The organism is Streptomyces sp. HD, from assembly GCF_028369295.1.
GTDB lineage: Bacteria > Actinomycetota > Actinomycetes > Streptomycetales > Streptomycetaceae > Streptomyces.
The window spans coordinates 127,887-150,369 of record NZ_JAQMYP010000001.1 but is presented as its reverse complement, the minus strand read 5'-3'; the positions used below and the strand labels follow the sequence as shown (position 1 = coordinate 150,369).

Here is a 22,483-nt window from a genome sequence, read left to right as displayed (position 1 = left end):
GCCGTACGGAAGGGAGCACGATGGCCTCCCCACGCCTGCTCCGCACCGCTCTCCTCGCCGCTCTGTCGGCCGTCCTCGTCGCGTCCGCCGCGATCGGCCCGGCACAGGCGGAGCAACCGGACTCCGCAGCCGCTGCGGTGACGTTCTCCGACACCTTCGACGGGCCCGCGGGCGCCGCGGTCGACGCGTCGAAGTGGCAGATCGAGACCGGCGACAACGTCAACAACCACGAGCGGCAGTACTACACGTCGGGCAACAAGAACGCGGCGCTGGACGGCCAGGGCCATCTGGTGATCACGGCCAGGCGCGAGAACCCCGCCAACTACCAGTGCTGGTACGGCACTTGCCAGTACACCTCGGCCCGCCTCAACACCTCCGGGAAGTTCACCGCCCAGTACGGGCACATCGAGGCGCGGATGAAGGTGCCGCGGGGGCAGGGCATGTGGCCGGCGTTCTGGATGCTGGGCACGCCGGTGAACTGGCCGGACTCGGGCGAGATCGACATCATGGAGAACGTCGGCTTCGAACCCTCGACGGTGCACGGCACCATCCACGGCCCCGGCTACTCGGGCTCGGGCGGCATCGGCGCCGGCTACTCGCTCCCCAACGGCCAGGCCTTCGCCGACGCCTTCCACACCTTCGCCGTCGACTGGGCACCCGACTCCATCACCTGGTCCGTGGACGGCACCGTCTACCAGCGGCGCACCCCCGCGGACCTGGGCGGCAGGCAGTGGGTGTTCAACAAGCCGTTCTTCCTGATCCTGAACCTCGCGGTGGGCGGCTACTGGCCCGGCGACCCCGACGGCTCCACCGTCTTCCCTCAGCAGCTGGTGGTGGACCACGTCTCTGTGACGACCGGCGACAGCCCGACCGGCGGTGTCGCGGTCCGAGGGCTGGCCGGCAAGTGCGTGGACGTGGCCGGGGCGAGCTCCGCCAACGGCACGACCGTCCAGCTCTACGACTGCAACGGCACCGCCGCGCAGCAGTGGTCGGTGGGCTCGGACGGCACACTCCGCGCGCTCGGCAAGTGCCTGGACGCCACCGGCAACGGCACGGCCGACGGCACGACCGTCCAGCTGTGGGACTGCTCGGGCGGCCCCAACCAGAGATGGACCGTCACCGCGGCGCGCGACATCGTCAACCCGCAGGCCGACAAGTGCCTGGACGTGACCGGGAACAACTCGGCCAACGGCACCCGGTTGCAGCTGTGGACCTGCACGGGCGGCGCCAACCAGAAATGGACGGTCGGCTGACCTCCCTGCCCGTCTAGTGATGCCGCCAGGTGAACTTGTCGCCGCCGACCCAGCGGATCACATCCGGGTCGTCCAGGTCGTGGACCATGATGCCGAAGGCGGCGGCGGTCTCCAGGACCTCGGTGATGGTCCTGGTCGTTCCGACGACGACGCCATCGATCTCCATGATCCGGAACGGAGGCGTGCCCGGCTGAACCCCGAGCACCATGATCCGCGGATGGGAAATGCGCAGGCTCGCGATTTCGGTCATGAATAGAGCGTAGAGCGCAACCCGCACCAACGGGGCCTTCGGGGCACCAGGGGTTCTTCCGGCCATTCTCGAAGCGGTGAGCCGATCGCGTAGCCGCGCCCTGTTCGCGCCGTGGTGCGGGCGCGGCAGGGCCGGGGAACCCTGGAGGCAGAGGCGGAGGTGGTGATGGAACCCGTCGACGCGCTGAACCGGATCGCCTTCCTGCTGGAGCGGTCCCTGGCGCCGACGTATCGCGTCCGGGCCTTCCGTACAGCGGCCCGGGTGCTGGCGGAGCTGCCCGCGGACGAGGTGCGGGCGCGGGCGGAGGCCGGGACGCTGGAGTCGCTGCGGGGCGTCGGCCCGAAGACCGCCCAGGTGGTGCGCGAGGCGCTGGCCGGGCAGGTGCCGGGCTATCTGACCGACCTGGAGGAGCGGCCCGCGCCCGAGCCGCCCGCGGACGGCGGACGCCTGTGGGAGCTGCTGCGCGGGGACTGCCATCTGCACTCCGACTGGTCGGACGGCGGCAGCCCGATCGAGGAGATGGGCCGGACAGCGGCCGAGCTCGGGCACGAGTGGGCCGTACTGACCGACCACTCACCGCGCCTGACCGTCGCCCGCGGCCTGTCGGCCGACCGCCTGCGCGAGCAGCTGGACGTGGTGGCGGAGCTGAACACGACCTGGGCACCGTTCAGGCTGCTCACCGGCATCGAGTGCGACATCCTTGAGGACGGCTCGCTCGACCAGGAGCCCGAACTGCTGGGGCGGCTCGACGTCGTGGTGGTGTCCGTGCACTCCAAGCTGCGGATGGACGCCCGCGCGATGACCCGCCGTATGGTCACCGCCGTTCGCGACCCGCACGCGGACATCCTCGGCCACTGCACCGGCAGGCTGATCACCGGGCGCGGCCGGCCCGAGTCGGAGTTCGACGCCGACGAGGTGTTCGCCGCGTGCGCCGAGTCCGGTACGGCGGTGGAGATCAACAGCCGGCCGGAGCGGCTGGACCCGCCCCGGCGGCTGCTGCGCCGGGCTCTGGCGGCGGGCGTGCTGTTCTCCGTCGACACCGACGCGCACGCGCCCGGGCAACTGGACTGGCAGCGGTACGGATGCGCGCGGGCGGAGGAGTGCGGGGTGCCCGCCGAGCGGGTGATCACCACCTGGACCAGGGAGGAACTGCTGGCCTGGACGCGCGAGAAGTGAGTGGCCGGAAGCCGGAAGGGGCCGCCCAGGTGCGTGACCCAGATCACCGCAGAACGCGGCAAACCCAGGAACACTCACCAGTAGTTTCCTGTTGAACCACCCGTGGGTGTGGATGGGACAGTGTCCCCGGGCCTCACCATCAGCCCACAGGGACGATCGTTCGGCTGAAGCCCTGTGGAGCCTTTCGCCGAGAGGCGACCGCCATCCGCGCCCACGACAGACCGCCCCGACTGGAACTCCCCCGATCCGGTCGGGGCTTCCCCTGTTCGGACGCGCGCCAAGGGTCGGCTTGACTTCGAGTGCGCTCCAATTCGTAGCGTTCCGCACATGAGCACTGCACAGCACAAGATCGGCTCCGGTTTCGGGGCGACCAGCACCGCCGACGACGTCCTGCAGGGCATCGACCTGACCGGGAAGCTCGCGATCGTCACCGGCGGCTACTCGGGCCTCGGTCTGGAGACCACGCGGGCCCTCACCAAGGCGGGCGCCCGTGTCGTCGTCCCCGCCCGCCGCCGGACCACCGCCGAGGAGGCGCTCTCCGGCCTCGACGGCGTCGAGGTGGACGAGCTGGACCTCGCCGACCTGGAGAGCGTGCGCGGCTTCGCCGAGCGGTTCCTCACCTCCGGCCGCACGATCGACCTCGTGATCGACAACGCCGGGATCATGGCCTGCCCGGAGACCCGGGTGGGGCCCGGCTGGGAGGCACAGTTCGCGACCAACCACCTCGGTCACTTCGCCCTGATCAACCGTCTGTGGCCGGCGATCGAGCCCGGGGGTGCCCGCGTGGTCTCGGTGTCCTCGCGCGCCCATCACTTCTCGGGCATGCGCTGGGACGACATCCACTGGCGGCACGGCTACGACAAGTGGCAGGCGTACGGGCAGGCGAAGACGGCGAACGTCCTGTTCGCCGTCCACCTCGACAGGCTGGGCGCCGACCACGGCGTACGGGCCTTCTCGCTCCACCCGGGCGGCATCCTCACCCCGCTGCAGCGCCACATCCCCAGGGAAGAGATGGTCGAGCGCGGCTGGATCGACGAGCAGGGCAACCTGCTCAGCCCCGAGGGCTTCAAGACCCCCGCGCAGGGCGCGGCCACGCAAGTGTGGGCGGCCACGTCACCGCAGCTCGACGGCATGGGAGGGGTCTATCTGGAGGACTGCGACATCGCCGAGCCCGCCGTCGACGGCGACGAGCGCGCCGGCGTCAAGGCCTGGGCGACCGACCCGGAGCAGGCGGCACGGCTGTGGGAGCTGTCGGCGGAGCTGACCGGCGTGAACGCGTTCGGCGCGTAGCGCGGGCCCGACGCGTGCGAGCGCCCCGAACGGGGTACTCGCACGCTCCCGTCCCCACTCGCCAGGAGGAGGAACGGTGAGCAGCGAAGCGGGCCGCAGGATCGTGGTCACCGGCGCCACGGGCAATGTGGGCACCAGTGTGGTGCGGCTCCTCTCGGAGGATCCGGAAGTCGGCTCCGTCCTGGGGCTGGCCCGCCGGACTCCCGACCTGTCGCCGCCGAAGACCGACTGGGCGGCGGTCGACCTGACGTCCGAGCAGGCAGATCTGGCCGGGCTCTTCGCGGGCGCCCACGCCGTCATCCATCTGGCCTGGGCGTTCCAGCCGACGCACGATCCGGCGACGACCTGGCGGACGAACGTGCTGGGCGGTATCCGCGTGTTCGACGCGGTGGCCGAGGCGAGGGTCCCGGTATTGGTGCACGCGTCGTCGGTCGGCGCGTACTCGCCAGGGCCGAAGGACCACGCCGTGGACGAGTCGTGGCCGACACACGGCTGGCCCGACGCCGCGTACTGCCGGGAGAAGGCCTACCTCGAACGGGCGCTGGACACCTTCGACCGGGCTCATCCGAGGGTGCGTGTGGTGCGGATGCGGCCGGCGTTCCTGTTCAAGCGGGAGTCGGCGAGCGAGCAGCGCCGTATCTTCGGCGGCCGCTTCCTGCCGGGTCCGCTGGTGCGACCCGAGCTGCTGCCGTTCCTGCCCGACATTCCGGGACTGCGGGTGCAGGCCCTGCACACCGACGACGCGGCCAGGGCGTATCAGCTCGCCGTGCAGGCCGACGTCCGCGGCTCGTTCAATCTCGCGGCCGACCCTCCGGTCGACGTGGAACTGCTGGGCCTGCTGCTCGGGGCCCGCCCGGTCCGGCTCCCGCGCACGGCGGCCCGCTCGGCGATCGCCGCCGCGTGGGGGCTGCATCTGCTGCCCGCCTCCCCGCACCTCTTCGACGCGGTCCTCAGGCTGCCGCTGATGGACTGCACACGCGCGCGTACGGAACTGGGCTGGAACCCGGAACACTCGGCGCCCGATGTGCTGGAGGAATTCCTGGGGGGACTGCAGCGAGGTGAGGGCGCGCCGACGGAGCCCTTGCGGGGCCGCAGGGTGGGCTGACCGGCACATTGCCCCCGACGACCTGCGCACACCCGCCCCGTGGGCCGTGCCCACAGGGCCGCTCTCAGCCAGTCGGCTCCTGGGGTTTCGGATGTTCGGGATGGACCGTGTCCGACCGCGTCGTGCCCTTGCGGCCGGTGCCCGCCTCGTCCGTGTCGGGGACGTCGTCGGCCTCGGTGGCCCCGTCGGCCGGCTCGACGGGCACCTCCCACGGGTCCTCCCCCGCGTCCGCCTGTTGGTCAGGCGGGTCCTTCGGTACCGGTCCGCTCTTCGGGTCCGGCGCGTTGCGACGGTCGTCGGCCATGGTGCGCCTCCTTCGCGTCGTCCAAGGGCGTCCGTGGACGTCCGAGGGACCCGCGAGTACCGCCCAGCTCGGCGGCGAAACCTCAGCGCGGCACCCGCTGCGCCAGTGCCGTGCGCCAGGACTGCGACGGGGCCGCGGGGGCGGGCTCGGCGCGGCGGCCGCCGCAGGCGAAGAAGTCGGCGAGCGGGAGGATCGCGGCGCCGACGGTGACCGCGTCCGGGCCGAGCCTGCCCAGGTCGACGGTGACCTTCCCGGCCGGGTGCCGCAGGGCGTACGAGGCGGCGTGGTGGCGTACGGCGGGCAGGAACCGGGCGCCGAGCTGGAGCCCCGCCCAGCCGCCGATCAGTATGCGCTCGGGCTGGAAGAGGTTGATCAGGTCGGACAGTCCCGCGCCCACGTACTCGGCCGTCTCCTCCAGCACGGCCAGCGCCGCGGGGTCGGCCGCGGTGCCCTCGGGCGGATACGCGCCAGCCAGCATCGCCGCGAGCGCGGTCTCCTCGTCGACGCCCTCCGGAACGCTTCCGCCCTCCTCGCGCCAGCGGTCCACCAGCGCCTCCGCGCCCGCGTAGGCCTCCAGGCAGCCGAGCGCACCGCACCGGCAGCGGCGCCCCCTGACCCGTACCGTCAGATGCCCCCACTCGACCGCCCGCCCGTGCTCCACCTCGGGAGTGACCAGGCAGGCGCCCACGCCGGAACCGAAGAGCACGACGACGGCGCTGTCGGCGCCGCGTCCGCCGCCGAACCACATCTCGGCCTGGCCCAGGGTCTTCGCACCGTTGTCGATGAAGTACGGGACGGTGTCCGGGAGCTGGGAGCCGTCGCGCAGGAGCCGCTCCAGCGGTACGGCGTCCCAGCCGATCGTCTGCCCGTGCACCACGGCGCCGAGCCGCGGGGTGTGCTCGACGATGCCCGGGACGCCGATGCCGACGCCGAGGAGCCGCTCGGGCCCGAGTCCGGCGCCCGCGAGCACCTCGTCGATGCCGTCGCGGATGTGGCCGACGATGCCGTCCACCTCGTACCGCTGCTGCGCCAAGGGCCGTTCCGCGTGCGCGAGTTCGGTGAGGGTCAGGTCGTACAGGCCGATCCGTACCCGGGTCTCGCCGACGTCCACGCCGATCATGTGGCCGCTGGCGGGGACGACCTGCAACAGGATGCGGGGGCGGCCGCCGTCGGAGTCGACGCTGCCGGCCTCCTCGACGAGCCCGTCGCCGATCAGCTCGGCGACGACGTTGCTGACCGAACCGGAGCTGAGGCCGGTCGCCGGGCCGAGTTCGAAGCGGCTGAGGGGGCCGTCGAAGTAGAGGCGCCGCAATACGGCCGTACGGTTACCCCTCCTGAGGTCCCGTACCGTGCGCCCGTTCCGCGCCGCCATGTGGCTCCTTTCGGACCAGCCCTGTTCCCACCTGCGTCAACAGCCCCCATTGTGGACTACGACGTGAGGTCCTCGACCTCGGCCAGGGCCGCCAGAAGTTCCGGGGCGACCCTCTCCCGGACCCAGCGGGCCTGGGCGGCGTCGACCGCTCTCGGGACCGTCTCCGTGAGCATGATCAGGTAGAGGTAGCCGCGGTAGAGGGCCAGGCGCAGACGTGCCGGTACGTCGAAGTCGGCGCGCCCTCCAGCCTCCCGGTAGCCCGCGAGGAACGCCTCGTCCCGCTTGATGTCGCCGAGCAGTGCCAGGGAGACGAAGTCGGCGAGCGGGTCGCCCCAGAACATGCGCTCACCGTCGATGAGGCCGCCGATCCGGGCCTCCCCCGACGCACGGTCCACCAGGATGTTCCCCTGCCACAGATCGAAGTGGACCAGGCACGGGACGGTGACCTCGTCGAGCGCGTGGTGAGCGGCCCGGAGCGTGTGGGCGACGGCGTCCGCGGGGCGCGGCAGCCGGGCCCCGAAGCGGCGGGCGTCGTCCAGGACGGCGTCCAGCATCCCGGTGAACGCGGTGCGCCAGTCGGGGGCGAGCGGGCCGAGGGCGCCGGACGGGTAGCCGAAGCCCGGCCCGGTCATGGTGTGCAGCCGGGCGACCTGGCGGCCCAGCTCCGTGCGCAGGGACGTCCGTTCGGTGTCGGTGAGCGAGCCGTTCCAGGGGGCGCCCAGGCAGGCGGTCATCAGCAGGTTGCCGCCCATGGCCACGACGCGCGGCGCGGTCACGTCGGCCTTCGCGGCCGCACGGTAGAACTCGGCCTCGGAGACGAGGAGTCCGCTCTCGTACGTCAGCCCCGGCACGGTCGCCGCGGGCGGCACCTTGAGGACGTACCGGCGGCCGTCGGTGAGGAAAAGTTCCTCGACGGTGTTGTAGGTGCCGCCCGACAGCGGGCGCAATCGGGCGAGATCTCCGGGCGGCAGTCCCGCCGTGTCCAGGGCCCGCCGGGCCCGTTTCCAGGAGTCCGTCACCGTGCGCCCACCCCTCCCGTTCTCGGTCAGCCGGCCGCGTACACGTCCTCGACGTAGCGGCCGTCCGCGATCAGCCCGTCGAACCACCGTCCGGCCCCCGCGTCGTCGGCGTCCGGCGTGCGCTCCCGGTACAGCGTACGGAACGCCTCCCGCACGCCCGGCGCCATCCGGGCACCGTCGCCGCAGACGTACACCCGGGCGCCCGCGCCGAGCAGTTCCCAGACCTCGTCGGCCTCGGCGGCGATGCGGTGCTGGACGAAGGCGACGCCGTCCTGCGGGGCGGCGCTGAAGGCCGGGCGGAGCGAGACGGCTCCGGCGGCTTCGGCGGCGCGCAGTTCCCCGGCGTGCAGGAAGTCGGCGTCGGGGGCGTCGCAGCCGAAGTAGCACAAGGCCGGGGCGAGTTCGGCGCCGGCCGCCAGGGCTGCCGTACGGTCGGCGATCGCTGCGCGGAAGGGGGCGAGGCCGGTGCCGGCGGCGACCATGACGACGGGGGTGGAGCCGTCGATGCGGAAGACCTCCCGGCAGGGCTGGACGCGGGCGTACACGGTGTCGCCGGGCTCGACGGTGGCGAGGTATCCGGATCCGGTGCCCCGGTAGGTGCCCTTGCCCGAGCGTGCGGGGGCCTGGAGCAGGGAGACCATCAGGTCCGCGTGAGCCGGGTCCACGGCGGGCGAGGAGGAGATGGAGTAGTGGCGGGGACGCAGCGGCGTGAGGAGGCCGAGCAGCGTCGGCCAGTCGAGGGCGCCGCGCAGGGCCGGGTGGTCCTCGATCACCTCGACCAGGGTACGCGGGTCGGCGGTCAGGTTCGCCAGGGCCGTGCGCTCGGGCGGGCACGGGTTGGCGGCGGCGAGCGCGGTGAGCTGGGCGGCGGTCGGGCGCTCCTGCAACTCGACGTGGTGGCTGAGGAGTTGACGTACCGTCAACGGCCGGTCCAGTGCGAGGCCGTCGCGGCGCGGGCGGGTGGCGCGGATGTCCAGGACGGTGTCGAGGTCGACGCCGAGCGCGGCGGCGGCACGGTCGACGAGGTCGGGGGCGTTGGCGGGCAGCACGGTGAGGTGGTCGGCGGTGCGGTAGGTGACACCGTCGGGCAGGGCGACGCGGACCAGTCGCTTGCGGCGGGGGTACCCGGGGGCGGTGAGGTCGTCGGCCTCGGTGACCTTCATGGGGACGAGTCCGTGCCGGTCGGCGAGGGCGTCCAGGGGGCCGCCGGTGAGGGTGCGCACCTCGTACGCGGTCGTCGGCTCGTCGTCGGCCGGGGCGACGGCGTCCGGGTCGCCGTAGCGCTCCAGCAGCGCCGCGCGGAGCCGGACCGTGAAGTCACGTACGGCGCCGGTCAGGTCGCCGGAGGCGTCGGCGGCGGCACGGTCGAGGAGGCGGGTGGCGCCGAGTTCGGCGAGGCGGTCGTCGAAGCGGGTCGGGACGTGCTGGTAGGTGGCGGCCCAGTTGCGGTCGCCGACGCCGAGGACGGCGTAGGTGACGTCCGTGGCGTCCGCCGTCTCCTCCAGCCGGGCGGCGAAGGCGTCGGCGTCGTCGGTGGGGCGGCCGTTGTAGGAGGCGGCGGTGATCACGACCGGGCGGTCGGTGGGCAGGCCGTCGGCGAAGTCGTCCAGGGGCGCGACCTGTGTCTCGCAGCCGATCGCGGCGGCCTCGTCGGCGAGCTGGGCGGCGAAGTCGCGGCAGGTGCCGTAGTTGCTGCCGTGCAGGAACAGGGCGCCGGTGCCGGGGCGGACGCGGGCGGGGAGGGCGGCCGTGTCGGTCACGGCTTCCGTGGTCGCGGGGGCGGCGCCGGGCAGCGGGGTGTGCGCACGGTCGGCGGGGGTGCGCGGGGTCAGGGTGAGGGTGAAGCCGTCGGGCTTGAGGGTGAGGGTCTCCTTGATGGTGAGGCGGTAGTCGGCGTGGTCCCGCAGCCGGAAGCGGTGCACCAGCATGGCCAGCAGCATGGTCGCCTCGTGCAGCGCGAACTGCCGCCCGATGCAGGCGCGTTCACCCGTGCCGAACGGCTTGAAGGCGTGCACGGAGCGGGCCGCCTCGGCCTCGGGCGTGAAGCGTGCGGGGTCGAACAGCTCGGGGTTGTCGCCCCAGACCGGCTGCCGGTGCAGCATCGGCGCGAGCACGGTGACGAACTGCCCGGCGCGCAGCGGGACCCGGCCGCCGAGCATCGTGTCCTCAAGGGCGTGGCGGCTGAACGCGGCGGCCGTCGGCCACAGCCGGAGCGCCTCGTTGAGGACCTGCCGGGTGTACGTCAGCTTTCCGACCTCGTCGTACGTCGGCTCGGGGTCGGCCTGATCGCCCCACAGCCCGTCGACCTCGCGCTGGACGAGCTGGAGCGCGGTCGGGTGCTTGGCGAGGTAGTACAGCGCGAAGGACATCGCGCCGGACGTCGTCTCGTGGCCGGCGATCAGGAAGGTGATGACCTGGTTGCGGATGTTGGCGGCGTCCAGGGTGCTGCCGTCCTGCGGGTGCTCGGCGGTCAGCATGAGGCCGAGCAGGTCCTCGGCATCACGCTGGTCGGTGCCGGCGCGGGAGGCGATGACGTCGTCGACGACCTGGGCGAGATAGGCGGAGTCGTCGCGGAAGGCGGCGTCGGCGGCGGAGTGATCCTGGCCCGGGACCCGGGCGAGACGGTTCATGCTCCACTCCAGGCAGCGCACCATCGTCTCGACGAAGGGGTGGGGCTGGGCCCGCTCGAACGACCCGAAGTCGTAGCCGAACCCGGCGAGCCCGATGGTGTCGAGCGTCATGCGGGTCATGTCGTCGGGGACGTTCACCGGCTGTCCGGCGCGGGCGTCGCGGTCCCAGGAGTCGATGAGCCGCCGCGCCACCTTCAGCATCACCGGGTGGTAGGTGCGCATCGAGCCGAGCGCGAAGGCGGGCATCAGGATGTCGTGCGCCTTGGCCCAGTTCGGTTCGTCGTTGTACGCCGTGAACAGGCCGTCGGCGGCGAACTCCCGGACGTTCTCCAGGGCGGGCCCGACGTGCTTGGCGAACCGCTTCTCGTCGGCGAGGTCGGCCACCAGGTCCAGGTCCGCGGTGAACAGCGCGTCCCGCCCGTGCAGCCGCCGCACGAGCACCGGCCCGTGCTCCCGCATCAGCTCCATGACCTGCTGGATCGGGGTGCGGCCGGGCCCGACGGCGGTGATGTCCACGACGGGGACGCCGGGGAGGGTGTCGATGGTCTGCGGGTGCAGCGCGGTGGGGGGCATGGTGCGACAACTGCCTTTCGCGGTACGGAAAGTACTGCGTTCAAGCGTCATGGACGTGCCCCGGCCGCGCGCAGCCCGGCACTACATGATTGTGTAGTGCCGGGATGTACGTCGCTGTTGCGCCGAGCGACCGGAGGTGCTGGTGGACTGGTCTCGCCCGGGGGCCGTGGTGTGGCGCAACCGCGCCCTGCTGGTCTTCGACCGCGTACCGGTGCCGATCGCGGTCTGCGATGTGTACGGCGCGGTCCAGCTGGCCAATCCGGCGATGGGCACGGAGTGCGGTACGACGCCCGGGCGGCTGCGCGGCCGGGACGTGCTGGAGTTGTTCCGGCCGCAGGAGGCGACGCAGGTGGAGCGGATCGCCGAGGCGCTGCGACTGCGGCACCGCTCGCGGTACCAGGTGTCGGTGCGCTGGCGGGCACCCGGCGGCACGGAGCGGTACGGGGAGCTGACGGCGGACCCGGTGAGCGACACCGTCGAGGAGACACCGGCACTGCTGGTGATGCTGCGGATCCTGGGCGAACGCGAGGCCCCTGAGCGCAGGCCCGTGCAGGTGGCGCCGATGGAGGCACGCGTCCTGGCACTCCTCGCCGGCGGCGCCACCACCGCCCGGGCCGCCCGCGAGACCGGCCTCACGGTGGACGGCGTGAACTACCACCTGCGACGCCTGTCGGCACGGTGGGACGCAGCGAACCGCACGGAGTTGGTGGCTCGGGCCTACGCACTGGGGGTGCTCACGCCGGGTGTTTGGCCGCCGACGCCGACCGCCCCGGACGGACCGGAGTAGGCCGTGCCCGCGCCCCGTGGGGCACCGAAGCGGGCGAGGGTGTGCCACACCTTCTTCAGGTCCTGGAGCTCGTACCGCCCCGTGCGCGCGGCGTCCCCGATGACGCGCGGGTCGAGGTGGCCGTCCTCGGCGATCCGGGCGCCCAGGTCGGCGTACTCCTGGCCGCGGTAGTCCGCGTGCCGGCGCAGCTCGGGCACGGTGAGCCGGTAGCCGGGGTGCCACTCGACGGGGCAGGGCAGCAGGCGCGCCGCGATCTCGACGGGGGTGCCGCGGTAGCAGGCGTCCAGGACGACGGCCTCCACGTCGGCGGCCAGGACGACCCCGCCGTGGATCTGCGCCTCGATGTAGTCGTTGAGGGCATCCTGCTCGTCGGACTCTGCGAGCGCGACGAGATGCAGCCCGGCGGCAACGCCGAAGTCCGTCGGTTCGGCGGCGCTGTCCGGGTAGCAGAACGTGGCGCGGGTGAGGGCCGCGCCGGTCAGCCGGAAGTGCGAGGAGCCGAACCGCGGGGCGGCGCCGACGACTTGGTGCCGGAAGTTCAGGGCGCCGTACACCGGACGCTCGTGCGCGGGTGCGTCGTCGTACACCCCGCCGAAGATCCGGCTCTCCCAGCGCCAGCGGTCACCGCCGGGGTGGGCGGTGAGGCCGCCGTTGCTGGTGCCGGTGACGAACTGCGAGTGGTACGCGCCGTCCTCGGCCAGCGCGCGCAGGATCGGCACGCCCCGCACCAGCCGGTCGGGGTGGAAGTTGAGGGTGACGCGCACGTCGGGGTCGAGGGCGGGCCCCGTGGAGGATGCCGCGACGTGCCGCAGTGCCGCCCGGGCACGAGGTCTTCCGACAGGACCGAAATTCACTGGCTCCCCCTCATCATGCTGCCTACCCTAGCCTTTAACCTAGTACCCCTAGGTTTCGCCTTTTGGCGTCTCTGTCCTTCGGCCTTCGGCCTTTACCGATCGACTCCTCTGGAGACCCCCATGAGATCACTCACCGAGCAGGACATCCGCAACTCCTTCATCAACTGCTCGAAGGGCGAGGCCAAGCGCCTGTACGTGCCCCGGGATCTCGACGAACTCCCTTGGGACGACCTGGACTTCCTGGGCTGGCGGGATCCCGGGGCGCCGGACCGCAGTCAGCTGGTCACCGAGCACGACGGACGGCTCGTCGGCGTGGCGTTGCGCTTTCAGCCCGCCCAGCGCGGCTTCCTGCACCGCAGCATGTGCTCGCTGTGCCTGACGACCCACCCGCGGGGCGGCGTCTCGCTGATGACCGCGCGCAAGGCGGGCCCGGCCGGCCGCGACGGCAACACGGTCGGCGCCTACATGTGCACCGACCTCGCCTGTTCCCTCTATGTGCGCGGCAAGAAGGTACCGGCGACGGGAGCCATGGCCCGCTTCGAGGAGAGCCTCACGCTGGAGGAACAGATCGCCCGGACGTCGGGCAATCTGTCCGCCTTCCTCGGCAAGGTGTACGGCTGAGCGCGGGCGGCCGCGGTCACCGGTCCCGCAGTGTCGCCGCCGCCACCCGGTGCAGATGGATCAGGACGTCGTGGCTGCGGGCGAGGGCTGTGTCGTACTCCGGCCACGGGTACGCCGTGCCGATGCTGCGGGTCGGCCTCGCCTCCCTCAGCCAGGCGCGGGCCGGCTGCGGCGCGGTCCGCAGGTCGACGACGTAGTCACGGTGGCGCACCCGGTCGAGCGTCCGCTCGTTGCTGCCGGGGCCCGCCGGTCCCAGGGTGAACCTCTGCACCTTCTCGTCGGGTGCGGTGGCGTTGAACGAGCCGCGGTAGAAGGTGAAGCCGACGCTGACGTACGCGTCACCGAGCCGGTCGCGCAGGAACGCGCCCTGCACCTTCGGGTAGTGGGCGGGGTCGTCCGGTACGTAGGCGACGTGGCCGTTGTGCGCAGACAGCAGGACCTTGGTGCCGGTGTGCTCCGCCCACCAGGCCACGTTGTCGGCCATGACCGAGTCGCGGTAGCGCATGGCGGCGCTGAGCTGCCGCTCGTCCTCGAAGTCGAAGGCATAGCCACGGGCGGTCTGGTCGACGGCCGTGGCGTGCTGGACCGCCCAGTCGTACGCCTCCCTGTCGGCACCCGGCGACTGCTGCCGCAGCAGCCTCAGCGCCTCACCGGTCCGGGCCGCCATCTGCTTGCGGTCGGTATACGGCTTCTTCAGGTACTGATCGATGTACGCGCCCGTGGCCTGCGTGGGCCGCAGCCCGCGGTACAGGTCGGTGAAACGGGCCAGGAGGTCTGGGTGCGCGCGAGCCACATAGCGGGTGACCTCGTCGTACAGCTCGGGACCGGCCCAGGCGAAGTCGTCGCCCATGAACCGGACCGGATCGTCCGGGTGCCGGACGTTGTACGCGCGCATCCACTGCAGCAGCCGCAGATAGTCGGTGTTGTTCCACCACAGGTAGTCCCGCTGGAACTCCTCGCGCATGATGCGCCGGGGGTCGCCCTTGCCGTGCAGGACGTAGTCGTCGAGACGCAGTCCGGTACTCCAGGGCGCCTCCAGGGCGAAGGTGCGGAAGCCCTTCTCCTCGGCCAGGTGGCGGAAGACCCGGTCCTTGAGGGCGAAGAACTCGTGCGAGCTGTGGGTGGCCTCGCCCAGGCCGACGACGCGTGCATCGCCGATCATCCGGTCCAGCGGACGCAGATCGCCGGTGTCGCCGCCCGGTTCATGGCTCCGCAGCGGGTGGGCGGAGCGGTCCAGCGCCTCGACGACCGTGGTGGGGGCCGGTGCCGCCGTGGCCGGGATGCCGGTCGTCAGGGCGGCGAGGATGATGAACAGGGTCAGCACTAATCCGGTCCGATGCTGTCTCATGATCCAAGACTTGCTCGTCCGGACGGGCGGGCACCATACGGTGATCCTCCGTCTCCGGGTGCGGAGCACCACAGGGGGACGGCGGGGGTTTTCCCCATCCCAGGGCCCGGTCGGCCGCCCGGCCTCGCGCGGGTGTCGATGATCACCAGCCCAGCCCCTTGCCGTATCGCGGCCGCTGCGATCAATCTGGGGTTCCTTGCGGACCGTCACGTTCCGCAATCAGTGGGTGGGAAGCATCTGTGGAAAGGGAACAGCCCGAGGATGCGAGAGGCACGTGAGGGGACGGCGCTGCGAGAGCGGCTCGCAAGGCTGCGCCGCGATCCCGTGGTGGTGCAGACGCTCCGGTCGGCCGCCGCGGCGACGATCGCGTATGTCATCGCTCTGCGCCTGAGCCCGGAGCAGGCGCCGCTGACCGCGCCGCTGACCGCGCTGCTGGTCGTCCAGGTCACCCTCTATGCCACCCTCACCAACGGCATCCGCCGGGTGAACTCCGTGGTCGCCGGCGTCCTGGTGGCCATCGCCTTCAGCCTGCTGGTCGGCCTGACCTGGTGGAGCCTGGCGCTGCTGATCGTGGCCTCGCTGGCGGTCGGGCATCTGGTGCGGGTCGACGAGTACGTGCCCGAAGTGGCGATCAGCGCAATGCTGGTCCTCGGGGTCACGACCGTCGGGGACACGGCCTGGGCGCGGATTCTGGAGACGCTGATCGGCGCGGTGGTCGGGCTCGGCTTCAATCTGCTGCTCGCGCCACCGGTGTGGGTGGACGAGGCCGGTGAATCCCTTGAGGGACTGGCCCGCAGGCTGCGGCAGTTGATGCTGCGCATCGGCGAGGAGGCCGCCGGCCGACAGCCGTTCGAGCAGGCCGCGGCCCGGCTGCACGAGGCGCGCCGGCTCGACCACGACATCGTCGAGGTGGACGCGGCACTGAAGCAGGCCGAGGACAGTCTGCGGCTCAATCCGCGGGTGCGCGACAGCCTGCTGCACCGTGTGGTGCTGCGCACCGGGCTGGACACGCTGGAGATCTGCACGGTCGTGCTGCGGGTGCTCGCGCGCACCTTGACCGACCTCGCCAAGGAGCGTGAGCCCGAGCCGCTGTTCGCGAAGGAGACGGGCACCGTCGTCGACCAGTTGCTGTCCGAGATCGCCGACGCGGTGGTCAGCTTCTCGGTGCTGGTCACCACGCATGTCAGCAGCAACGCCGACGCGGCGGAGTCCCGGCTGTCCGCGGAGCTCCGCACGGCGGCGGGCACCCGCGACAAGCTCGCCCTGCTGCTGCGCGAGGAAGCCGAGCGCGAGACCGGGCACTGGCAGCTGCACGGCGCCGTCCTGACCGAGGTGAACCGCATCCTCGACGAACTCGACACCGAGCACCGCTCGCGGCGCCTGCTGGAGGAACTGGACCGTGTCTCCCAGGAGCAGCGCTCACGCATGCCCCGTCTGACCCGGCTGCGGGAGCGCATGGGCGTACAGGAACAGCTGTGGCGGAACCGTACCGGGCTGGGCGGACGTTCTCGCTAGGGAGCGCCGGGACGGGGTCGGCGCCTGACGCGAGGAGCGGGCCGATGACCGACACGAACGTACGGATCGACGGAGACACGCTGCGGTTGCCGGGCGGTGTGGCGGTGCGGTTCATCCGGACGCTGCGGCTGCCGGAGAAGGGCACGCATCCGCTGCCGCCGGGGCTCGGCGAGTTCCCGATCCGGCGGGTGGCGGACTACCCGGACACGGTTCCCGAGGCGTGGAAGGCGCGGGGCGGTGTGATGCTGCCGGTCTACCTGCGCGAGGCGATGTGGCTCAGTTTCGGCGGCACCACCGAACCGGCGGCCCTCCAGGTCGGGGTGGGCAAGGTGTGCGCGGTCTCGGGGAAGCCGTGGAGCGACCGGCTGTCCCGCAAGCCGCAGAACTACCTCGTACTCCCCCGCCAGCCCTGGCTGGACGGCATCAACTCCGGCAAGGGCACGGTCCGCCAGTTCGTGGCGGTGCCGCTGGGACTGGGCGCGACCGTCGAGGGCCAGGTCACCGGCGAGGAGGTCTGGGGCGGCGTACAGCTGCAGTCCTTCGCGCTGACGGAGCCCCGGCTGGCCGAGTGGCGTGCGGAGGAGCGGCGCCGCGGGGAGCTGGCGCGGGCGATGCCGCAGTTCGGCGGCTACGGCGCCGCGCTGCCCATGGCGGCACCGGGTCCCCAGGGCGCGGTTCCGGCGCCCGCGGCCGCTCCGGCGGGTCGTGCGCGCCGGGCCGTCGCGGCGATGGGGCTGGGGGTCGGCGGTTCGATGCGCCAGGAGGTCTACGAGGACGACCGCCCGCTCTCGGACTGGGAGGACCGTCCCGGCGGCAGGGTCTTCGTCCATCTGGTGACGCCGCCGGAGTGGCGCCGGATCACCGGCGAGGCTCCCCCGCCGTCGCCGGTGGACCGGGCGGCGTACACACGCGCGGGGCTGCCCTGGTTCGACTACTACGACGAGGACGCCGAGGATCTCGCCCCCACCGACACCCTGGAGGCCGTGAAGCCGGTCGGCGACTGGCTCGGCGACGATCACGAGCCCTGGCAGGCACCCACGCCGGGCCAGGTGCTGCCGCTCAAGGACGCCCAGGGCAAGCCGGTGGAGGACGGCGACTGGTAGGGCGGCACGAGGCGGCCGGTGGGATGGCACGGGCCGGCCGACGATACGGGACCCTGCTCACCATTGCACAACATGCAACGCCCGTTGCCCTTCTTGCGCTCGTCGGGTGATCCACGCCAAGGTGGCTGTCGCGACCACGACGACCGACGACCTGAGGTGTGGACATGGGCAGTGGTGGGCTGAGCAGGCGCCGATTCGTCGGCACCCTCGCGGGATCGGCCGCCGGTGTGACACTCCCGGCGGCCACGGCGTGCGACGACGCGCCCGCCCCCGCGGACACGCCGGACACGCCGGACGCGGCCGACCCGGCGACCTCCGGGACGAACAGCCCCGGGACCCGCCCGAGCGCCCAGACCGAGAGCCGCGAGCCGTCCGGTCCGCGCCCGCTCCACCTCGGCACCTACACCTCCGTGGAGGGCGGCGGCCGGGGCATCGGGCTCGCCACCTACGACCCGGCCACGGGCCGCATCACCGGCACCGGAACGATCACGGGCGTCGGCGACCCGTCGTATCTGGCGCTGCACCCGAACCGCCGGACGCTGTACGCGGTCAACGAGCGCGAGGACGGCGCCGTGACCGCCGTCCGTCTCGACGACCGCGAGATTCTGGGGAGCCGGAGCACCGGCGGGGCGGCCCCCTGCCATCTGTCGGTGCATCCGAGCGGACGCTGGCTGCTGAGCGCCAACTACGGCACGGGCAGCGTCGCCGTGCATCCGGTCGACGCCTCGGGCGCGCTCGGCGAGCGCACCGACCTGGTCACGCACTCCAGCCCGGCGCCCGGTCCCGGCCAGGAGGGTCCGCACGCCCACCAGTTCATCACCAGCCCCGACGGGCGCCATGTGCTCGCCGTCGATCTGGGCACGGACACCGTGTACACCTATCGCCTCGACCTGAAGGCGGGCACGCTCACCGAGGTCGCGCGGGCGCAGACCAAGCCCGGTGCGGGCCCGCGTCATCTCACGTTCCACCCGGCCGGCCGGTACGCGTATCTGGCCAACGAGGTCGACAACACCGTCGCGGTCTGCACGTACGACGCCGACTCGGGCCGGCTGACCGTGGGCGACGAGCAGGAGACGGGCACGGGCTCCGGCACCAGCTATCCGGCGCAGCTCGTGGTGACGCCGAACGGCCGCTACGCCTATCTCGCCAACCGGGGCCACAACAGCCTCGCGCGCTACGCCGTCGAGTCGGACGGCGCCCGCCTCAGGCTGCTCGGCACGGTGCCGGTGTCCGGGGACTTCCCGCGGCAGATCGCCCTGTCGCCGGACGGCACCCTGCTGTTCGCGGCGAACCAGCGGTCGAGCACCGTCAGCGTCTTCCACGTCGACGAGGGCAGTGGTGAACTGCGGCTCGCGGGCGAGCCGTTCGCGTCACCCGTCGCCGTCTGTGCGCTGCCGCTGTAGGGCGCGCGGGCAGGACGCGGAGCTGGCCTGGGCGAGCAGGGTGTGCATGCGTTCGGTGAGCTGACCGACGTCGTCGGCGGGCCGGTGGAACGCCAGCCGTACGTCGGCCTGGGCGCGGGCGCGCTCGATGCGCAGCGTCAGTCCGTGCCGGTCGACGGCGAGGGGCTGGACGCGGACGGCGCCGTGCAGGCTGTCGGAGTCGACGAGGCGGGTGAGCCGCTCGACGGCGTCCGGGTGACAGTCGGCGAGGTGGGTGAGCAGCCGGGCCTCGGCGGTGGCCAGCGGGTCGGGCTCGGCGACGGCGAACTCGTCGAGGTCGACGACCACCGCACCGGACTGCTGCCGAAGCACCGCCCGCGTCGCCCGGAAGGCCAGTCTGCCCTCCTCGGGGGCGAACCAGCCGGACAGCCACAACCGTGTGCGGATCCGTTTGCGGACCGGCACGGGGGCGACGTCGGCGAACTCCAGGACGGCGGACGGCTCCCCGCGGGGTGCGCAGATCGCCGCCGTGACGAGCACACTGTCCTCCGGCACGTCGAGCAGGACGCGGCCGTCCTCGGTCACGCGGTGCGCGCCGACGAGTTCCTCGCGGCAGCCCTCCGCGGTCACCGCCACGGACCACGCGGCGGCGAGCACGGACCGGGCCCGTTCCGCCGCGGAAGGCGCGGCCGCCCAGGTTTGGCTGTCACCCATCCGTTCCTCCTAAGGTAAGGCTTGCCTAACTTATCGAAGATCGGGCCGCACGCCAACCGGCCACGCCGATCCGATGTGATCTCCTTGCAGGAGTAAGGGGCGCTCAGGGAGTGACGACACCCAGCAGCGCGCGGGCACACAGGTCGCGCACCTGCTCACGGGAGAGCTCCGAACCCCTCAGCCACTCCAGGCACACGGCCGTGGTGAACGCCAGCCAGCCCCGTACGGCGATCCTGACGTCGCGCCGCCCTTCGAAGACCGGGCCGAACTCGGGATCCGCCGCCATCGCCGCCAGGATCTGCTCCTCCTGTGCGGCCAGGGCCCGTTGGTAGACCTTGCGCACGGCCTGGTCACCGGCGGCGTCGGCGCGATGGAAGGCGCGGTAGCCGTGGGCATGGTCCTGGACGTACTCCAGGAACGTGTCGAGACCGGCGGAGAGCTGCTCGCGCACCGGGACCCCGGGTACGGCGGCCGTCATCCGCAGCATGCGCTCGCTCTCCCGCTCGACGACGGCCGCGAAGAAGTCCCGCTTGGTCGGGAAGTAGTGATAGAGCAGCCCGCGCGAGACACCGGCGATCTCCGCGACCTGCTCGATCCACACGTCGTCGTACGGACTCTCCGAGAACAGCCGTGCCCCGACCGCCAGGAGCTGCTCACGACGCTCCTCGGTGCTGAGCCGGCGGCGTGTGCGCCCACCCTGGTTCGCGGCCATGTCCGCACTTTACTTGACGTGGATTCAACAGCGGGACCAGACTGAAACGCGTTATTGAACCCACGTACAACAGGCATCGCGTCGCACGGTGTCGCCGGATCGAGGGAGATCGCGTCATGGCGGAGACGACGACCGGGACCGGGCTCCCGAAGGGATTCCGCAGCGCCGAGCAGGGCTGGCCTGAGCTGTCCCGCATCCCGCATCCCCCGCACCGGCTGCCGCTGCTGGGCGATGTCATCGGCGCGAGTCGGCGTACGCCGCTGCAGGACTCCCTGCGCTACGCCCGGCAGTTGGGGCCGATCTTCCGGCGCAGGGCGTTCAACCGGGAGTTCGTGTTCGTGTGGGGTGCCGGACTCGCGGCCGACATGGCGGACGAGTCGCGCTTCGCCAAGCATGTCGGGCTCGGCGTCGCCAATCTGCGGCCGGTCGCCGGGGACGGCCTGTTCACGGCGTACAACCACGAACCGAACTGGCAGTTGGCACACGATGTCCTGGCGCCCGGGTTCAGCCGGGAGGCCATGGCCGCCTACCACCCGATGATGCTGGGCGTGGCCGACCGGCTGATGGCCCACTGGGACCGCGCGTTGGCGGCGGGCCGCTCGGTGGACGTACCCGGCGACATGACCAAGCTGACCCTGGAGACCATCGCCCGCACCGGCTTCGGGCACGACTTCGGCTCCTTCGAGCGCGCCCGCCCGCATCCCTTCGTGACCGCGATGGTCGGCACGCTCACCTACGCCCAGCGCCTCAACTCGGTACCGGTGCAGGCCTTGCTACGGCGTGCCGCGCGCCGCAACCAGGACGACATCGCCTACCTCAACCGCACGGTCGACAACCTGGTCCGCGCCCGTACGACGGACGGGCCCGGGGACGGCGACCTGCTGGACCGCATGCTGGAGACCACGCACCCCGAGACGGGCGAGCGGCTGTCCGCGCAGAACGTCCGCCGGCAGGTCATCACCTTCCTGGTGGCCGGCCACGAGACCACCTCGGGCGCGCTCTCCTTCGCGCTGCACTACCTCTCCCGGCACCCCGAGGTCGCGGCCCGGGCCCGCGCCGAGGTGGACCGGGTCTGGGGCGACACGGCGGTGCCCGCCTACGACCAGGTGGCGAGGCTGCGGTATGTGCGCCGGATACTCGACGAGGCGCTGCGGCTGTGGCCGACTGCGCCCGCCTTCGCCCGGGAGGCCCGCGAGGACACCGTGCTCGGCGGGGTGCATCCGATGCGGCGGGGCGCCTGGGCGCTGGTGCTCACGGCGATGCTGCACCGCGATCCCGAGGTGTGGGGCGCGGACGCCGAGCGGTTCGATCCGGACCGCTTCGAGCCCGGTGCCGTACGCACCCGGCCGCCGCACACCTTCAAGCCGTTCGGGACGGGGGCGCGGGCGTGCATCGGGCGCCAGTTCGCGCTGCACGAGGCCACGCTGGTGCTCGGGCTGCTGCTGCGCCGGTACGAGGTCCGCGGCGACCCGGCCTATCGGCTGCGGGTGACCGAGCGGCTGACGCTGATGCCGGAGGGGTTGCGGCTGCGGCTGGAGCGGCGGGCGGCGCCCCCGACGGACCCGGCACGCGTCCCGTCCCGGACGGATGAGCGCGTGCCGTCAGAGCTGCGCTGTCCAGTGCACCGGGCGGACGACTGAGCCGGGCAGCCGGGTGCCCGCGCTGCCGCGGGCCGCGTTCAGCTGGGGCTGGGTCAGGAAGAAGGCGTCGGTCAGATCGGCGTCCGTGAGGTCGGTGTCACGCAGGTCGGCGCCGATGAAGTCCGCGCCGCGCAGATCGGCGCCGGTCAGGTCGGCGGCGATGAGGTAGGCACCGCGCAGGTTCGCGCCGCGCAGGTCGGCGCCCTTGAGACGGGCGCCCATCAGGTCGGCGCCCCGACGGTTCTTCTTGCGGCCCCGTACGCCCGCCCGCGCCAGCTCACTGGTCTTCAGCAGCAGGACGTTGACCTCCTGCCGGTGAGCGGACACGTCCAGCTCGGCGAGCTCCCGCGGGGTCCGGCGGGTGAGCTCCTCGGTCGTCTCCCGGATCTCGCGCAGCTCTGCGTGGAGGGGACGGGCGGCGGGCAGGGTGAGCGCCTCGGTCAGATACCAGAGCAGCTCCTGGAGCTGGCGGACGACCGGGAAGACGTCGAACATCCGGCGGGCGTCCTCGCTGGAGGCGGTGCGCCAGTCCTTCCCGGCGTAGGTGACCTGCGAGACCTTCTGTCCAGCGCCGAAGCAGTCGTAGACCGTGCAGCCGCTGAAGCCGCTCTGCCGGAGCCGGGCGTGGATGCCGCAGCGGTGGTCGTCCTGGAGATTGCGGCAGGGCGTCCCGGCGTCCTTGTCCAGCGCGAAGTCCGCCGAGGCGGTGAAGGGCAGCGCGACACAGCACAGCCCGAAGCAGTTCGCGCAGTCTCCGTGCAGGTCGACGAGGTCGACGGGATGATCTTGCATGCCCTCAAGCCTAATGTCTGCCCCGGAACGAAACCTCACCGAT

At 72.3% G+C, this 22,483-nt stretch carries 20 protein-coding genes; 10 read left to right on the top strand and 10 right to left on the bottom strand.

Annotated features, from left to right (window positions below; translation table 11 throughout):
- The first annotated feature begins 20 nt into the window (after positions 1 to 20).
- The gene (locus POF73_RS00695; protein WP_272112362.1) at positions 21 to 1,253 is read left to right on the top strand and encodes a ricin-type beta-trefoil lectin domain protein; all 1,233 of its coding nucleotides are present in this window, start codon (positions 21 to 23) and stop codon (positions 1,251 to 1,253) included.
- A gap of 13 nt (positions 1,254 to 1,266) precedes the next feature.
- Here POF73_RS00695 and POF73_RS00690 read toward each other — a convergent pair whose 3' ends face one another.
- Complete coding sequence (locus POF73_RS00690) at positions 1,267 to 1,503, bottom strand: hypothetical protein (RefSeq protein WP_272112361.1); 237 nt, start codon at positions 1,501 to 1,503, stop codon at positions 1,267 to 1,269.
- Positions 1,504 to 1,668: 165 nt separating this feature from the next.
- Here POF73_RS00690 and POF73_RS00685 point away from each other — a divergent pair, with 165 nt between their 5' ends.
- The 3 genes from POF73_RS00685 to POF73_RS00675 all read left to right on the top strand — a co-directional run bounded on the left by POF73_RS00685 (position 1,669) and on the right by POF73_RS00675 (position 5,074).
- Positions 1,669 to 2,679: a PHP domain-containing protein gene (locus POF73_RS00685; protein ID WP_272112360.1), complete on the top strand. Its 1,011-nt coding sequence runs from the start codon at positions 1,669 to 1,671 to the stop codon at positions 2,677 to 2,679.
- A 327-nt stretch (positions 2,680 to 3,006) separates the two neighbouring features.
- Entirely contained in the window at positions 3,007 to 3,969 is a 963-nt protein-coding gene (locus POF73_RS00680; RefSeq protein WP_272112359.1) for an SDR family NAD(P)-dependent oxidoreductase, read from the top strand.
- Between the two features lie 76 nt (positions 3,970 to 4,045).
- A complete protein-coding gene (locus tag POF73_RS00675) occupies positions 4,046 to 5,074 on the top strand; it encodes an SDR family oxidoreductase (RefSeq protein ID WP_272112358.1) in 1,029 nt (342 codons plus the stop codon).
- A 64-nt stretch (positions 5,075 to 5,138) separates the two neighbouring features.
- Here the strand turns inward: POF73_RS00675 and POF73_RS00670 are convergent, their stop codons facing one another.
- The 4 genes from POF73_RS00670 to POF73_RS00655 form a co-directional block, all read right to left on the bottom strand.
- Positions 5,139 to 5,378 carry a hypothetical protein gene (locus POF73_RS00670; RefSeq protein WP_272112357.1) on the bottom strand — a complete coding sequence of 80 codons (240 nt, stop codon included), beginning with the start codon at positions 5,376 to 5,378 and terminating at the stop codon, positions 5,139 to 5,141.
- An 82-nt stretch (positions 5,379 to 5,460) separates the two neighbouring features.
- Entirely contained in the window at positions 5,461 to 6,750 is a 1,290-nt protein-coding gene (locus POF73_RS00665; protein WP_272112356.1) for an ROK family transcriptional regulator, read from the bottom strand.
- Between the two features lie 56 nt (positions 6,751 to 6,806).
- A complete protein-coding gene (locus tag POF73_RS00660; RefSeq protein WP_272112355.1) occupies positions 6,807 to 7,769 on the bottom strand; it encodes a phosphotransferase family protein in 963 nt (320 codons plus the stop codon).
- 26 nt (positions 7,770 to 7,795) lie between these two features.
- Positions 7,796 to 10,972: a cytochrome P450 gene (locus POF73_RS00655; RefSeq protein WP_272112354.1), complete on the bottom strand. Its 3,177-nt coding sequence runs from the start codon at positions 10,970 to 10,972 to the stop codon at positions 7,796 to 7,798.
- A gap of 142 nt (positions 10,973 to 11,114) precedes the next feature.
- Here POF73_RS00655 and POF73_RS00650 point away from each other — a divergent pair, with 142 nt between their 5' ends.
- Complete coding sequence (locus POF73_RS00650; RefSeq protein WP_272112353.1) at positions 11,115 to 11,759, top strand: PAS domain-containing protein; 645 nt, start codon at positions 11,115 to 11,117, stop codon at positions 11,757 to 11,759.
- On the opposite strand, the gene POF73_RS00645 is transcribed toward POF73_RS00650, so the two are convergent.
- Positions 11,690 to 12,613, bottom strand: coding sequence for a DUF3626 domain-containing protein (locus POF73_RS00645; RefSeq protein WP_272112352.1), 924 nt, complete (start codon positions 12,611 to 12,613; stop codon positions 11,690 to 11,692). The genes POF73_RS00650 and POF73_RS00645 overlap by 70 nt on opposite strands.
- A 120-nt stretch (positions 12,614 to 12,733) precedes the next feature.
- Between POF73_RS00645 and POF73_RS00640 the strand changes: the two genes are divergently transcribed.
- Positions 12,734 to 13,234 (top strand): FBP domain-containing protein, encoded by a 501-nt coding sequence (locus POF73_RS00640; RefSeq protein ID WP_272112351.1) that lies wholly within the window; start codon positions 12,734 to 12,736, stop codon positions 13,232 to 13,234.
- Positions 13,235 to 13,250: 16 nt separating this feature from the next.
- On the opposite strand, the gene POF73_RS00635 is transcribed toward POF73_RS00640, so the two are convergent.
- Positions 13,251 to 14,582 (bottom strand): erythromycin esterase family protein, encoded by a 1,332-nt coding sequence (locus tag POF73_RS00635; protein WP_272112350.1) that lies wholly within the window; start codon positions 14,580 to 14,582, stop codon positions 13,251 to 13,253.
- 261 nt (positions 14,583 to 14,843) lie between these two features.
- Between POF73_RS00635 and POF73_RS00630 the strand changes: the two genes are divergently transcribed.
- The 3 genes from POF73_RS00630 to POF73_RS00620 all read left to right on the top strand — a co-directional run bounded on the left by POF73_RS00630 (position 14,844) and on the right by POF73_RS00620 (position 18,603).
- Positions 14,844 to 16,097 (top strand): FUSC family protein, encoded by a 1,254-nt coding sequence (locus POF73_RS00630; RefSeq protein ID WP_272112349.1) that lies wholly within the window; start codon positions 14,844 to 14,846, stop codon positions 16,095 to 16,097.
- Between the two features lie 44 nt (positions 16,098 to 16,141).
- A complete protein-coding gene (locus POF73_RS00625) occupies positions 16,142 to 17,200 on the top strand; it encodes a hypothetical protein (RefSeq protein WP_272112348.1) in 1,059 nt (352 codons plus the stop codon).
- Positions 17,201 to 17,364: 164 nt separating this feature from the next.
- A complete protein-coding gene (locus POF73_RS00620; protein ID WP_272112347.1) occupies positions 17,365 to 18,603 on the top strand; it encodes a lactonase family protein in 1,239 nt (412 codons plus the stop codon).
- On the opposite strand, the gene POF73_RS00615 is transcribed toward POF73_RS00620, so the two are convergent.
- Positions 18,571 to 19,296: a DUF2470 domain-containing protein gene (locus tag POF73_RS00615; protein ID WP_272112346.1), complete on the bottom strand. Its 726-nt coding sequence runs from the start codon at positions 19,294 to 19,296 to the stop codon at positions 18,571 to 18,573. The genes POF73_RS00620 and POF73_RS00615 overlap by 33 nt on opposite strands.
- Before the next feature lie 103 nt (positions 19,297 to 19,399).
- A complete protein-coding gene (locus POF73_RS00610; protein WP_272112345.1) occupies positions 19,400 to 20,008 on the bottom strand; it encodes a TetR/AcrR family transcriptional regulator in 609 nt (202 codons plus the stop codon).
- A 116-nt stretch (positions 20,009 to 20,124) separates the two neighbouring features.
- On the opposite strand from POF73_RS00610, the gene POF73_RS00605 reads away from it, so the two are divergent.
- Positions 20,125 to 21,648 (top strand): cytochrome P450, encoded by a 1,524-nt coding sequence (locus POF73_RS00605; RefSeq protein WP_272112344.1) that lies wholly within the window; start codon positions 20,125 to 20,127, stop codon positions 21,646 to 21,648.
- Here POF73_RS00605 and POF73_RS00600 read toward each other — a convergent pair.
- Positions 21,610 to 22,440 carry a pentapeptide repeat-containing protein gene (locus POF73_RS00600; RefSeq protein WP_272112343.1) on the bottom strand — a complete coding sequence of 277 codons (831 nt, stop codon included), beginning with the start codon at positions 22,438 to 22,440 and terminating at the stop codon, positions 21,610 to 21,612. The genes POF73_RS00605 and POF73_RS00600 overlap by 39 nt on opposite strands.
- Positions 22,441 to 22,483: the final 43 nt, after the last annotated feature.